At 70.9% G+C, this 14,046-nt stretch carries 12 protein-coding genes and 1 pseudogene; 4 read left to right on the top strand and 9 right to left on the bottom strand.

The features are described from left to right. Positions 1–715: 715 nt before the first annotated feature. Positions 716–829, bottom strand: a pseudogene (locus SSP29_RS55275) (VapC toxin family PIN domain ribonuclease); the annotation flags it as partial. Positions 830–1,043: 214 nt separating this feature from the next. Next, positions 1,044–1,979, bottom strand: a complete 936-nt coding sequence (locus SSP29_RS10120) for a LysR family transcriptional regulator (RefSeq protein WP_089100207.1) — start codon at positions 1,977–1,979, stop codon at positions 1,044–1,046. A gap of 158 nt (positions 1,980–2,137) precedes the next feature. Between SSP29_RS10120 and SSP29_RS10115 the strand changes: the two genes are divergently transcribed. The 4 genes from SSP29_RS10115 (at position 2,138) to SSP29_RS10100 (ending at position 6,187) form a co-directional block, all read left to right on the top strand. Continuing rightward, a complete protein-coding gene (locus SSP29_RS10115) occupies positions 2,138–3,079 on the top strand; it encodes an NADP-dependent oxidoreductase (protein ID WP_089100206.1) in 942 nt (313 codons plus the stop codon). Between the two features lie 64 nt (positions 3,080–3,143). Beyond that, positions 3,144–4,214, top strand: coding sequence for an aldo/keto reductase (locus SSP29_RS10110; RefSeq protein ID WP_089100205.1), 1,071 nt, complete (start codon positions 3,144–3,146; stop codon positions 4,212–4,214). 21 nt (positions 4,215–4,235) lie between these two features. Beyond that, positions 4,236–5,144, top strand: a complete 909-nt coding sequence (locus SSP29_RS10105; protein WP_089100204.1) for an SDR family oxidoreductase — start codon at positions 4,236–4,238, stop codon at positions 5,142–5,144. Positions 5,145–5,227: 83 nt separating this feature from the next. Then, complete coding sequence (locus SSP29_RS10100; protein WP_089100203.1) at positions 5,228–6,187, top strand: alpha/beta hydrolase; 960 nt, start codon at positions 5,228–5,230, stop codon at positions 6,185–6,187. A gap of 1,056 nt (positions 6,188–7,243) precedes the next feature. On the opposite strand, the gene SSP29_RS55270 is transcribed toward SSP29_RS10100, so the two are convergent. The 7 genes from SSP29_RS55270 to SSP29_RS10065 all read right to left on the bottom strand — a co-directional run bounded on the left by SSP29_RS55270 (position 7,244) and on the right by SSP29_RS10065 (position 14,044). After that, positions 7,244–7,453: a hypothetical protein gene (locus SSP29_RS55270; RefSeq protein WP_089100202.1), complete on the bottom strand. Its 210-nt coding sequence runs from the start codon at positions 7,451–7,453 to the stop codon at positions 7,244–7,246. Between the two features lie 652 nt (positions 7,454–8,105). Next, a complete protein-coding gene (locus tag SSP29_RS10090; protein ID WP_089100201.1) occupies positions 8,106–8,606 on the bottom strand; it encodes a YybH family protein in 501 nt (166 codons plus the stop codon). Positions 8,607–8,885: 279 nt separating this feature from the next. Beyond that, positions 8,886–10,034, bottom strand: a complete 1,149-nt coding sequence (locus SSP29_RS10085) for a M24 family metallopeptidase (RefSeq protein ID WP_089100200.1) — start codon at positions 10,032–10,034, stop codon at positions 8,886–8,888. Between the two features lie 323 nt (positions 10,035–10,357). After that, positions 10,358–11,308 carry an oligopeptide/dipeptide ABC transporter ATP-binding protein gene (locus SSP29_RS10080; protein WP_089100199.1) on the bottom strand — a complete coding sequence of 317 codons (951 nt, stop codon included), beginning with the start codon at positions 11,306–11,308 and terminating at the stop codon, positions 10,358–10,360. Continuing rightward, positions 11,305–12,090, bottom strand: a complete 786-nt coding sequence (locus SSP29_RS10075; protein WP_089100198.1) for an ABC transporter ATP-binding protein — start codon at positions 12,088–12,090, stop codon at positions 11,305–11,307. The genes SSP29_RS10080 and SSP29_RS10075 overlap by 4 nt, the downstream gene beginning before the upstream one ends. Further along, positions 12,087–12,953, bottom strand: coding sequence for an ABC transporter permease (locus SSP29_RS10070; protein WP_089100197.1), 867 nt, complete (start codon positions 12,951–12,953; stop codon positions 12,087–12,089). The genes SSP29_RS10075 and SSP29_RS10070 overlap by 4 nt, the downstream gene beginning before the upstream one ends. Next, complete coding sequence (locus tag SSP29_RS10065; RefSeq protein WP_245883062.1) at positions 12,950–14,044, bottom strand: ABC transporter permease; 1,095 nt, start codon at positions 14,042–14,044, stop codon at positions 12,950–12,952. Before SSP29_RS10065 ends, SSP29_RS10070 begins: the two co-directional genes overlap by 4 nt. Positions 14,045–14,046 lie beyond the last annotated feature (2 nt).

Here is a 14,046-nt window from a genome sequence, read left to right as displayed (position 1 = left end):
GCTGCCGTGCAGCCTCAAAGCGTGCGGACGGACTGACTGACTGGATCCATCGACGCATGCAGACCGCTTCCCAGTGAGACACAGATGCCCCCGACACGCATGTGGATCAAGAATTGGCGGACGGGAGCGTGGCGGAGAAGACTGGCCACGCCTTCGAGGGCACCCAGCGCAGCTCGCTGCTGCACGAGGACGGATGGCATTGACAAGCACCTGCACACCATGGTGCAGGGAGGCGCCATCTCAGGCGTCACAGGTCGTTGCCCGCGTAGGAGACGGGCAGAGCAGGCCGGTTGAAGAACGACGGGTCGACCGGCTTGGCCCGGGCCAGGGTGCCGTCGGGGGTGGTCTCGACGCGGGGGCGATGATTCCGCGCTAGCCCTCGACCAGGCCCACGCCGGTGACGGGCCCGCGCCGGCTGGCCTGGAACCGCTCGGCCGCCCGTCGCGATGACCAGCCGTCAACCACGACGCACATCGGCGGGCGAAGTTCGGGCACGCGGTGGGCACGGGTTCCGGGCGGCAGCCGTACGTGCAGCGCTTCCAGGCTCGGAAGCTCGGCTTGACCTGCGGCTTCGTGGGTCTGGCCGGAGCCTCTCCGCGTCAGGAGACCTCAGCCTGCTGTTCCCTGCGCAAGTCTGAACGTCGTTGTGTGCACAGCGGAGGTTGTGTCGGTCGAAGTCCCTTTCGCCGGCTGGAACTTCGATGCCGGAAGCCAGTCACGGCGGCAGATCGTCGGGCAGGACCCGGAATGCCTTGAGACGACCCAATCGCCGCACAGCACGGAAGTCACGCCGGTCACGGGTGCGGATCGCGTCGGTGTCGTAGGCCGCGACCGGCGCCATGTTCGCAGTCGGCCACCATTGTTCGGCCTCGGCTGCCCGCTGCGGTCGCATCTCGCGGAGCCGAACGGCAGTGGCCGTCAGGTAGGCGGGTGTGTTCTGTTCGGCCTGTTGCTCGGTGGCGGACTGCTGGGCACGGAGCGGTCGAGGACCCCGTCCGGCAGGGCCCTTCGATGCCCTCGTACGAGCTGCCCGCGATGGCGTATCAGGCAGTTGCTGTCCGCGGTGTTTCCCGGCTCCGGGGTCGGGTGGCCGCCGCGACCGCCGTTGCGGTGCGGACGAAGGCTGCGACGGCCGCGGAACGGGAGCCCTGTGGCCATGCGACCGCCAGGGCGGCCGGCTCCAGGTCGTCGACCGGCCGGTAGGCGATCTCGGGTCGCGGATAGCGCCGGGTGAGCGAGGCGGGGAAGAAGCAGACGACACTGCCGAGTTCGACGAGCTGGAAGATCTCCGGCAGGTCGGAGGTGCCCTGCGCGGTGCTCGCCGTAGCCATGTCGCCGCGTGGCCCGGTCCGGCCGTGCCGGCCGATACCGGGGCCCCGGTCCGCGGGCGAGCCGTCGGGAAGGCTGAGGCCCGCCAGGTCGGCCAGCCGCAGGGACGGGCGGGCGGCCAGGGGGTCGGCGGCGGCCAGGGCGAGCAGGAACGGTTCGGTGATCAGATGCTCGGAATCCAGGCCACGGTCGTCGAAGGGGCTGAGCAGCAGCGCGGTGTCGGCACGGCCGTCCCGCACCGCCTGCGCCTGCTCGCCGACGCGGCCGAGCACCAGGTCGACCGGCAGGGCCGCATCCTCTCCGGCGTACGCGTCGAGGATCCGCGGCAGCAGCCCGCCGTCGACATCGGGCTTGAGCGCGAGCCGCAGCCGAGGCGTGGGCTCGCCGGCATGCTGGGCGCGTCGGCCGGCGGAGCTGACCGCGTCGAGGGCGGTCCGGGCGTCCCGCAGCAGGACCTCCCCGGCCGGGGTGAGCGTGACCCGGCGTGTGGTGCGCCTCAGCAGCGCCACACCGAGCTGGCGCTCCAGCTCCCGGATCGCGCGGGACAGCGGTGGCTGCGCCATGTCGAGCCGCTCGGCGGCGCGTCCGAAGTGCAGTTCTTCGGCGACCGCGACGAAATACCGGAGCTGCCGCGTCTCCAGATCATTCATACCCGCAGGGTATCAACCGCACCGGAATCGGTCCTTCAGGTTCGCCACCGTGCCGGGTTGACTGGCAGCCGTCGGCGCCTCGTACGTCCACCGGCGGACAGTCGCCGCAGAGCAGGCGCAGAGCAGGCGCAGAGCAGGCGCAGAACAGGAGATGAGCCATGCGTGCTGTCGCGGTGCACCGGATCGGTGACACGCCCGAACTGATGGAGCTCCGCGTCCCCGGCCCGGGACCGGGAGAGGTCCTGGTCGAACTGGCGGCGGCGTCGTTGAACCCGGTCGACATGGGCATCGCCGAGGGCCGACTGCCCATGCCGTACGTGACGCCGCTCGTCCTGGGTGTGGACGGGATGGGCCGGGTGACGGAGACCGGGGAGGGCGTGCTCGGGTTCCGGCCCGGCGACACCGTGCACGGCCAGTTCCTCCGCGCGCCGTTGGGCCACGGCACCTTCGCCGAGTACGTGGTGGTGCCGGAGGCCCCGGACGGCGGGGCGCTCCAGCGGGTCCCGGACGGCATGCCCGCCGAGATCGCGGCGGCACTGCCGACCGCGGGCATGACCGCCCTCGGCGTCATCGAGGCCATCGGCCTGCGAGCCGGTCAGTCGGTCCTGATCGCGGGCGCCACCGGCGGGGTGGGCGTTTTCGCCGTCCAGCTGGCGGCCGCCCGCGGCGTGGAGGTCATCGCGACCGCCCGGCCCGACGCCGCCCGGTGGATCCGCGGTCTCGGCGCCGCCGAGACGGCCGACTACACGGCCGGCGACATCGTGGAGCGGGTCCGCAAGACGCGTCCCGACGGGATCGATGCCTTCCTCGACCTCACCCGCGACACGGCCCGCTTCGGCGCGTACGCCGGACTCGTGCGCGACGGTGGCGCGGCGGCGTCCGTGTCCTTCTCCGCGCCGCCGGAGCTGCTCGCCTCCGAACGGATCGCCGTAAGCAACTACATGATGCAGGACAAGCCGGACCTGCTCGCCCGGATCACCGCAGAGGCCGCATCGGGCCGGATCGCGGTCCCCGTCCAGCGGACAGTTCCGCTGGAGGGGGTTCCGGAGGGGCTGGCGCGCGGGGGCGGCGCCCGCGGCAAGACGACCGTACGGATCTGATGTCCGGCACTGACCTGCAAGAACTGCAAGAACTGCAAGAACTGCAAGAACTGGAAGGACCCTCGTGGACTACGTCAAGCTCGGCAGCACGGGCCTCGATGTCTCGCCGATCGCGATCGGCGCGATGACCTACGGCGAGCCGGACCGCGGTCACCCGGTCTGGTCGCTGGGCGAGCAGGAGAGTCGCCTGCTCGTCAGGCACGCCCTGGAGCAGGGCATCAACTTCTTCGACACGGCGAACGTGTACTCGCAGGGCTCCAGCGAGGAGATCCTCGGCCGGGCGCTGCGGGACTTCGCCGACCGCGATGACGTCGTGATCGCGACCAAGCTGCGCAATCCGATGCGTTCGGGCCCCAACGGAAAGGGCCTGAGCCGCAAGGTGATCATGACCGAGGTGGACCACTCGCTCAGGCGCCTCGGTACGGACTACATCGACCTGTACCAGATCCACCGCAACGACCACACGACACCGCTGGAGGAGACCCTCGAAGCGCTGCACGACCTGGTCAGGGCCGGCAAGGTCCGCTACCTCGGTGCCTCGTCGATGCCGGCCTGGGAGTTCGCGAAGGCGCTGCATCTCCAGCGCGAGCACGGCTGGGCCCGTTTCGTGTCGATGCAGGACCACTACAACCTGCTCGCCCGCGAGGAGGAGCGCGAGATGATCCCGCTGTGTGTGGACGAGGGCGTCGGCACGGTCGCCTGGAGTCCGCTGGCCCGGGGGCGGCTCGCGCGCGTGTGGTCCGATGCGAGGTCGACCTTGCGGGGTGGCAACGACGGGTTCGCCGACATGCTGTACACGGCGCGGACCGAAGCATCCGACCACGCCGTCGTCGATGCCGTCGGCCGCGTCGCGGACGCCCGGGGTGTCGGGCGTGCGCAGGTCGCCCTGGCCTGGCTGCACAGCAAGCCGGTCGTCACCGCCCCCCTCGTCGGAGCGAGCACGACACAGCAGATCGACGATGCGGTCGCCTCGCTGGCCCTGGAGCTGGGCGACGAGGAGATCCGCGCGCTCGAAGCGCCCTACACCCCGCGCCATGACTTCCAGGGTGTCTCCGACGACGCGGAGATCCGGGCCATCATGGCGCGCCTGCCCCAGTTCGCGCCCGCCGACCAGCCGGGACGAGTAGACCGTTGACCTCGACTCAAGGAGTGTTCCATGCGTGTGTTCGTAACCGGTGCGACCGGATTCGTCGGATCCGCAGTCGTCCGTGAGCTGCTGGACGCGGGGCATCACGTGCTTGGTCTCGCCCGCTCGGACAGCGCCGCCGCGACACTGACGTCCGCCGGTGCCGAGGTGCACCGCGGCGACCTCGATGACCTGGACAGCCTGCGCCGTGGCGCGGCCGCGGCGGACGGCGTCGTCCACACCGCCTTCACCAACATCTCCGACACGACGGACTTCGCGGCGTCCTGCCGGACCGACACACGCGCCGTCGAGGCGCTGGGCGAGGCGCTCGTGGGCTCGGACCGGCCCCTGGCCATCACCTCCGCGACCGGCGTGCTCCCGACGGGTGGCGCAGGCACGGAGGACAGCCCGCCCGACCCCGGGTCACTGCCCGCATTGCGCATCGCGTCCGAAGAGGCGGTGCTGGCACTGGCCGAGCGTGGCGTGCGCACGTCGGTGGTGCGGTTGCCTCAGTCGGTCCACGGCGAGCAGGACAGGGCCGGATTCATCCCGCTCATGATCTCCATCGCCCGGACGACGGGAGTGTCGGCCTACGTCGGTGACGGTTCCTCGCGGTGGGCCGCCGTGCACCGGCGGGACACCGCACGCCTGTTCCGGCTGGCTGTGGAATCGGCTCCCGCCGGCGCCCGGCTGCACGCGATCGGCGACGAAGGCGTGCCGGTGCGGGACATCGCCCAGGCCATCGGCCGGCGCTTGAACCTGCCGGTGACCGGCATGTCCCAGGACGAGGCCGACGGCCATTTCGGCTTCCTCGGCGCCGTCCTCGCGCGGGACAGCCCGGCCTCCAGTACCCGGACCCAGCAGCGACTGGGCTGGCAGCCGGTGCAGCCCGGGCTCATCGCGGACATCGAGGACGGCCACTACTTCACGGTTCAGTGATCACCGGTGTGAGTTTCGCGAACAGGTCGGTCGTTCTTGCTGGAACAGTGCAGAGACGAAATAGCACAGATTGGGAAAACGGTATGAATTACGTGCTCGATCCTGAGCTGGCTGCCGCAGCGCCGATGATTCCGGCCCTCGATCTCTCCGATGTGCCGGGCATGCGGGCTCTGACCAGAAGGTTTCTCGGGCAGGCCCCACAGTACGAGTCAGCGAGGGCGTTGCGCGTCGAAGACGTCGCGATTCCCGGGTACCAGGGGGCGCCGGACATCAGGGGGCGTGTCTACGCCCCGGCCGATCGGACCGGCCCCGTTCCTGGTCTGCTTTACCTGTGCGGCGGAGCCTTCGTCATGGGTGGACTGGAGAGTGTGGACAACCAGGCCCGCCTGATCGCCGACCGGGCAGGTGTCGCCGTGGTGGGCGTCGACTACCGGCTCGCTCCTGAAAACCCTTATCCGGCCGCCCTTGACGACTGTTACGCGGCCGTTCTCTGGATGGCCGGCGAAGCGGGCCGTGCCCACGGAATCGACGGCGCACGCATCGGTGTCCTGGGAGAGAGCGCAGGAGGCGGGCTGGCGGCCGCCCTGGTCCTGGTCGCCAGGGACCGCGGAGGGCCGGTGCCGGCCGCGCAGTTCCTGGACGCCCCGACGGTGGACGACCGGCTGCAGACCCACTCCATGCGGAACCTTCCCGAAACCCCCACCTGGAGTGCCGCCAACTCGCCCTACAGCTGGAAGTACTACCTCGGTGACACGGCGCAGCCCGGCGGTCCGGACGTGCCCGTGTACGCGGCTCCGGCCCGCGCGGATCTCAAGGACCTGATCGGTCTGCCTCCCGCCTGGGTGGCCGCCTACCAGGTCGACCCCACCCGCGACGAGGGGCTTGATTACGCGCGCCTGTTGATTCAGGCGGGCGTGCCCACCGAGGTGCACCATTACAGCGGGGCCTTCCACCTGGCCCACATGATCCCCGGGACAGCGATCGGCAACCGCATGATCGCCGCACGGGTCGACGCGATCCGGCGACTGCTGAACACGTCGTGAGCACTGTCAGCGGCACGCAGACGTGGACACGGGCGGTTCCTTGGACGCAGCTGTGCCACCGACGGTGGCGGAACACTCCGAGACCGAGGCCCTGTTCCAGTTCGAGCCCGGCGCACCCGGGCCCGTACGCTCGGCGCTCGGCATGAACGCCACCCGTATCCGGCACACCGTGGTGCCTCGTGACGTGGCAGGGCGACCCTCGCTGGGTGAAGTCCGCCTGAGGACGGACGCTCAGAGTCGAAGACCGGCTCTGCCGGTGGCTGGAAGCGGCTTCACGTGCGTTTCCGATACCCCCCGGGCGGACGCTCTCCCTGGATCCGGCCCGCTCCACCGCCTCGGCGGGGTACATCCTGAGTGGGTCTGTGTTGTGGGAGCCTCGCCGGCCCATCTCCGTCCCGAGTTGTCCGGCCGCCGCTGAACGTCATCTGTGTGCTCCTGCAACGGCACCGACTCGACCAGGGCTCGCTTGTGGAGGCCGCCCGTCCTTCGGCCGCCGAGGGCACTCCCGGTGCCTCCGGATCAACGGCGTGCCCATAGCGTGCCCTTAAGGCCGGACAACCACGGTCAACGGCGGTGCGATCACGCCCGCGCAGTGACGCGCGCACAACGAATCCGTGCAGGTCAGCCTCCACGCAGACACCCAAGCGCCGTCGCTTCCCAAGCTGAGAGCGCGAGTTCGATTCTCGTCACCCGCTCCAGAGAGAAACCCCAGGTCAGTGGCCTGGGGTTTGTTTGTTGTCTAGTCCAATCCAGGGTAGGCGTGCCCTCTGCGTGTCCTGAGTTCAGGCATGTGGGCCGCCCGAGGGGTGCTCAGGCGTCACTCCAAGCCGCTCAAGGGCGACCGCCAGGCGCAAGGGCCTACCTCCTGCTGGGCAGGGAAAGCGCAGGTCACCGAGATCCCCGACAAGACCCGGGACAAGAAGAAGCAACCCCTAATGATCAAGCCCCCTACCAGCGAAGACCCGCGGGTAGGGGGCTTGTCACCGTGGACGCCGATCGGCGGTCAGGCTGCCGGTATCGGCGATCCCGCGATCAGGAAGTCCCGCGATCTGACGATCAGAAGGAGACGGTGACGCCGACCTGGTGGTACTGGCCGACGGTGTCCAGGACCCCGTCCTTGACCGCGCCGAACTGAGCCAGGAGGTCCGAGCTGCTGATCGCCGTGGGACCGGCGGCGATGCCGACCTGCGGGCTCAGGCCGCCGGAAACGGTGTCGAGTTCGGCGTCGGAGATTTCGAGGGTCTGAACCTGGGGAGCGGAGTTCATGATGAAACTGCCCTTCGTATGGATGTTCCACAAGGGGGAGCGGCCAGGCTGGGGATAGCCGATGGGCCGCGACCGCAGGCCCGCGCCATCCGTTTCCGGACACCTTGGCGCGATCCCGGCGGCGCGAAGGATCAAATCACGGAGCGTGCCCGGCATCCAGTCGGTCACTGCTCCCGGCAGGGCAGTTGAAACAGCCGACTACTCATCCATGCACGCATGTACACGAATTGAGGGCAGCTTCTCTACATGTAGCCCCGCATAGGAAACCGACAGCTATTGCCACGGCGGCTCCGACCAGGACAACTCCGCACCAACCGAATGCACCCGTGCCGCAGTTGCGCATTCACTGTGGAGATTCAGTCACGTATGCATCCGTGCGCCCTTCAGCACCTTGTCCACCGCGTTCCGCGGCCCGTACGCCGCCGGCCCCGTAAAACGGCTCCATGACGCCCCTCTGACGCTCACGCGTGGAATCCATGGCGCCATCGCGGAGATCACCCATACCAAGAGGGCTCAGTGATTTCGCGCGCTCTCCTTGCCGAGACGGCAGACCGCCCCAACACTCCGCAGCGTACGGGCAGACACTGACAACGCCCGTGCACCACAGGCGCACCGGATGCGGCGGGGAACAGCGGGGAATCACGGCCCCGCGTCAAAGGTCTGGGGGTGTTGTGTCGCCTGGTTTTCTCCCCTGCTCCGAAGCGCTGTGGATGTCCTCGTGCAGGTGTACGACGAGCCAGTGGCCGTCGGGATGGGTGCGACGCAGGATCGCGGTATTGCGGGCCAGTTCCGGTGGGGCTGTGCGGAAGTCGACCCTCAGCCAGTAGCGGGCCACGGCCAGGTCTCCGAAGACGTCGACGACCTGGTCGTATGCCGTGAGACCGGTTTCGGCGGGGCCGGTGCCGGTCGTGGGGCGGGCGTCTCGGACATGGTTCAATTCGCGTCTGCCACGGAGGAGTTCGGGAGTCGCGGAATCCCAGATGGTGGCCTCGGGGTCGAGGAAGGAGTCGATGCGCTCGCGGTCGCCCGCGACGTAGCCCGCGTACATGCCCGTGATCACCGCCCACACCTCGGCCAGATCGGCGGGTGCCCCACCCGGGCGGGCACCGTCACCGGCTGCGGGACGGGCGGAACGGGACGGTGGAGTGGGCATGACGGAGTCCTTGAGTGGGTGAGTGATGGAACGCTGCGGCTCGGGTCAGGAGCGGTCGTACACCCACGTTCGCAGCGTGAGCGGCCGGCCCTTGTCGGCGGTGGCGAGGCAGGCACGGGCGGTGGCCTCGCCGAACGGGTGGCCGGGCGGGGCCGGTGCGCGATCTCGGGGGCCTCGAACAGCTCCGCCATGGCGGGGGCGTCTTCTCCTGGGTCATCGTCGCGTCCTGCCTCCGCTCGTGGTCCGTCAGTGCTCCGTTCCCGCTCCGTTCGCGCCGGGTCAGGGGAGTACGACCAGGTCCCGAGGCGTGCGGTTGAGGCGCTCCCCGCCCTGTTCCGTACAGATCACGATGTCCTCGATCCGCGCTCCGTAGCGGTCGGGCAGATAGATGCCGGGTTCGACGGAGAAGGCCATGCCCGGTGCGAGCGGGAGGGGGTTCCCGGTCACGATGTAGGGATCCTCATGGCTCTCCAGGCCGATGCCGTGTCCGGTGCGGTGGATGAAGTACGTCCCGTATCCGGCGTCGGTGATGATGTCCCGGCCGACGGCGTCCAGTTGCCCGGCGGTGAGGCCCGGCCGTACGGCGTCGGTCTGGGCGCGTTGGGCGCTGGACAGCACGTCGTGGAGGCGGCGGAAGGCGGCCGGTGGCTCGCCGACCGCGTACACCCGGGTGGAGTCGGAGCAGTAGCCGTCCTGGGTCGTACCGCCGATGTCGACCACCACGGGGTCGCCGGACCGGATCGTGCGGTCGGACAGTTCGTGGTGCGGGCTGGCGCTGTGCGGGCCGGAGCCGACGATGACGAAGTCGGCCCGTACGTGCCCCTCGGCGATGATCGCGTCCGCGATGTCCCGTCCGACCTCGCGTTCGGTACGTCCGGCCCGCAGCCACTCGCCCATGCGGGCGTGCACCCGGTCGATGGCCGCGCCGGCCCGGCGCAGGGCGGCCACCTCCTGCGGGGTCTTGCGCATCCGCAGCTCGTGCAGCACCTCTCCGGCCAGTTCCTGGCGGGCGCCCGGCAGGGCGGCGCGGAAGGCGGTGGTCTTCTCCGCCCACATACGGTTGTCGACGCCGAAGCGGGCGGTCCGGCCGGGCAGCCGGGCCGCGACGAGCGCGTAGGGGTCGTCGGTCTCGTGCCAGCCGGTGATCTCGATGCCCAGGTCACCGGCCGGGGACGCCTTCGCGGCGGGTTCCTCCAGGGCCGGTACCAGCAGGAAGGGGTCGCCGTCGGCCGGCAGGACCAGGCAGGTCAGCCGCTCCAGCGGCTTGGCGTCGTAGCCCGTCAGGTAGCGCAGGTCCGCGCCGGGCGAGATCAGCAGGGCGTCCAGACCGGCTCGGGCCGTGGCCTGTCGGGCGGTGCGGAGCCGGTCGGCCGGGTACAGGGGCGGGACAGGGTCGGCGGGGTGGCGGGGGTGGACGTCGTCGCGCATCGGGGCTCCATGAAGTCGTGAGGTGTCGTGCGACCGGGAAGGCCACCGGCGGGGTACCGCTGACGCGGGGCCGCCGGGAACGCCGCCGGGAGGTCACGTTGTTCGGGGTGGGTCGTCGTGGAGCGGTTCCAGAGCGAATTGGTTCGGCGGTGAGGAAGTGGGCGAGCCACACCCAGGGGCGGGGGCGCGGCCCCGGGTGGGTCACGGAAGGGCGCGCCCCCGGCGCCCCCGGCGCACCCGACGGCCTCGGGGCATGGGGCATACGGACGTGGGCGGGCACGCGAGTCCGGTCCCGCGCTCCTGAGCGGGCCGTCCCACCCGGGTCACGCCGTGTACAGGCGACACGCGACGCCCCCGGCGATCAGCTGCGGCTCCTCGCGGTCGCAGCCGTCGAAGACCTGTGGGCAGCGGGGGTGGAAGCGGCAGCCGCTCGGCGGGTCGGCGGGGTCGGGTACGTCGCCGGGGAGTTCGGCGGGCAGCACTCCCGCCCCGTCCGGCCGCGGTACGGCGGCCAGCAGCGCCCGCGTGTAGGGGTGCCGCGGTTCGTCCCAGACCTCGGCGGTGGGGCCGGTCTCCACGATCCGCCCGAGGTACATCACGGCGATGCGGTCGGCGATCAGCCGTACGACGGACAGGTCGTGGCTGATGAACAGCAGCCCGGCGCCCGACTCGACCGCCAACGACCTCATCAGTGTGGCCACTTGGAGCTGGGCGGAGGCGTCGAGGGCGGAGATCGGTTCGTCGCCGACCAGCAGCCGGGGGCGGGCCGCGAGCGCGCGGGCGATGGCGATGCGTTGCCGCTGGCCGCCGGAGAACTCCTGCGGGTAGCGCTCGGCGGCGCTCGCCGGTAGTCCGACCCGGGTCAGGAGGTCCTCCGGCGATGTCCCGTCGGGCGCCTCGCCGCGCTCGGCGGCCGTACGGATGCCGTCGGAGAGCTGCGCGCCCACCCGGCGGCGCGGGTTGAGGGAGCCGTACGGGTCCTGGAAGACCATCTGGACGCCGGTGAGGGCCGGGGCGCGGCGGCGCACCCGCAGCGGGCGTACCGGCGTGCCGGCGTAGGTGATCCGGCCTTCCGCGGGTGCGGTGAGCCCGCAGACCGCCCGCGCCAGGGTGGACTTTCCGCAGCCCGACTCGCCGACCAGCCCGACCACTTCGCCCGCCCGTACCTGGAGGCTGACCCCGGCGACGGCTCGGGTGGGCGGCGCGCCCGGCCGGTGGTACTGGACGACGAGGTCGTCCACGGAGAGGAGAGGGGCCGTCGGGTGGGGGGTCATACCGTGCTCCTTCCGGGGAGCGAGTCCAGGAGCGTACGGGTGTACTCGTGCTGCGGGTCGGTCAGTACCCGGCCGCGCGGGCCTGTCTCGACGACCAGGCCATGCCGCATCACGCTCACCTGGTCGGCGATCGCGGACATCACGCCCAGGTCGTGGGTGACCAGCAGGACGGCGAGGCCCAGGTCGTCGCAGAGGCCGCGCAGCAGTCGCAGTACGCCGGCCTGCACGGTCACGTCGAGGGCGGTGGTCGGCTCGTCGGCGATCAGCACCTTCGGTTCGCAGGCCAGCGCGATGGCGATCGCGATGCGCTGGCGCATTCCGCCGGAGAACTGGTGCGGGTAACGCACCAGTGCCTCACGGGGGTTGGGGATCCGGACCTGTGTGAGCAGTGCGGCGGCCCGCTCCTTCGCGGTCTTCCGGTCCAGTTTCAGGTGGTGGCGCAGGTGGTCGGTGAGCTGGTGTCCGATGCTGAGCATGGGGTGCAGGCTGGTGGACGGGTCCTGGAACACCATGCTCACCGATCGCCCACGCAGTGCGGCCAGTTGGCGTGGGGGCAGAGTCAGCAGGTCCGTGCCCTCCAGCTCGATCCGGCCGCCCGTGCGGGCGCCCGGCGGCAGCAGACCGAGCGCCGCCAGACCGGTCATGGTCTTGCCCGATCCGCTCTCTCCCGCGAGCCCGTGCACCTGCCCCGGCCGTACCGCGAGGTCGACACCGCCGAGGATGCGACGGCCCCCCAGATCGAGGGTGAGGCCGCTGATCTCCAGCACAGTGGCAGTGGTCATGCCACACGCTCCTTCTCCGCGCCGATCGTGCGGGCCGTGCCGGGGTCGAGGGCGTCCCGGAGCGTGTCGCCGAGGAAGTTGAAGGCGAGGACGACGGTGAGGATGGCCAGGCCCGGGAACACCCCGATCCACCACTTGTCGAACTGCTGGGTGCCGTCCGCCACCATCGCCCCCCACTCGGCGGTCGGCGGTTTCGCGCCGAGCCCGAGGAAGGACAGCCCGGACAGCAGCAGTGTCGCGGTACCGATGTCGAGGGTGGCCAGGACCAGCAGCGGGCCGAGCACGTTGGGCAGGATGTCGACGCGCAGCGAACGCCAGGCGGAGAAGCCCAACAGCCGTCCGCTGAGCACGAATTCACGGTTGCGCAGCCCCATGACGAGGCCCCGGGTGACGCGGGCGTACGACGGCCAGGACACGACCAGGACGGCCAGCACCGCGTTCTGCAGGCTGGCGCCGAGCGCGGCGGCGACCACCATCGCCAGGATGACGGTGGGGAAGGCGAACACCAGGTCCGCGATCCGCATCACCGTCTCGTCCACCCACCGCCCGAAGAACCCGGCGCAGGCCCCGAGCACTCCGCCGGCCAGCAGCGACATGGCCACCAGCAGCAGGGCGAGCGGGATGGAGACCCGGGCGCCGTACAGGACGCGGCTCAGCACGTCCCGGCCCAGCTCGTCCGTGCCGAACCAGTGTCCGGCGCCCGGGGCGGCCAGCCGGGGCAGGTCCTGCGCGAGGGGGTCGTGCGGGGCGAGCAGCGGGGCGGCGACCACGATCACCAGCCAGAACGCGGCGACCAGGCCGCCGGTGACCGCGAGGGGACGGCGCCAGGCGGGCGGCAGCCGTTTCAACAGGCTGAGTCTCACTGCACCCTCACCCTCGGGTCGATCACGCCGTACAGCACGTCCACGGCGAGGTTGACGGTCAGGTACACCAGCCCGACGACCAGTCCGACGCCCATCACGGCGGGCAGGTCGAGGGTGGTCGCACTGCGGTAGGCGTAGGCGCCCAGGCCGGGCCAGGCGAAGATCGACTCCACCAGGACGGTGCCCGACAGCAGGGCCCCGAAGGCCAGTCCGGCGACCGTGACGACGGGGACGAGGGCTGCCCGGAGCACGTACTGGAAGAGGACGGCCCGGCCGGGCAGGCCCTTGGCCCGGGCCGCGCGGACGTAGTCCTGGTTCAGCACCTCCAGGACGGCGGAGCGGGTGAAGCGGGTCAGCAGGCCGACGGTGTACGCGGTCAACACCAGGGCGGGCAGGGCCAGATGACCCACCGCGCTCCAGAACACCGGCCACTGCCCTGCGAGTGCCGCGTCGACCGTGTAGAGGCCCGTGACGTGCGGTGGGGCGGTCATGCCGGGGTCGAGACGGCCGCTGCCCGGGGCCCAGCCGAGCCGGTAGAAGAAGACGTAGAAGGCGAGCAGCGCCAGCCAGAAGGTCGGCACCGAGACCCCCAACAGGCTTACGACACGCAGGAGTTGGTCAGTGAGGCGGTCCCGGCGCAGCGCCGCGACGACACCGAACGCCACGCCCACGACCAGCGAGACCACGATCGCGGCCCCGGCGAGTTCCAGGGTGGCGGGGACGGCGGTGGACAGGTCGTCGAGGACCGGCTGGTGGCTCTGCTGGGACTCGCCGAGGTCGCCGTGGAGCAGGTTGCCGAGGTAGGTGACGTACTGGATCGGCAGTGGCTTGTCGAGGCCGTAGTGGTGACGGAACTGGGCGACGATCGCCGGATCGCCGATCGCGCGCTGCCCCAGGCCGGCCGCCGCCGGATCGCCCGGGACCAGGTTGGTGAGCACGAACGTCACCAGGGTCACGCCGACGGCGAGCAGGACGGCGGTGGCGGTGCGGCGGAGCAGGAAACGGGCGAGGGGGTGACGGGCGAGGACACGGCGGCGGGTGAGAGGCCGGCCGCCTCCTCCTCCGCCACCGCCCGTGTCCTCGCCGCTCACAC

The sequence above is a fragment of the Streptomyces hyaluromycini genome, from assembly GCF_002217755.1.
In the GTDB taxonomy this organism is placed as follows: Bacteria; Actinomycetota; Actinomycetes; order Streptomycetales; family Streptomycetaceae; genus Streptomyces; species Streptomyces hyaluromycini.
This window is presented reverse-complemented; position numbering and strand designations above follow the sequence as displayed.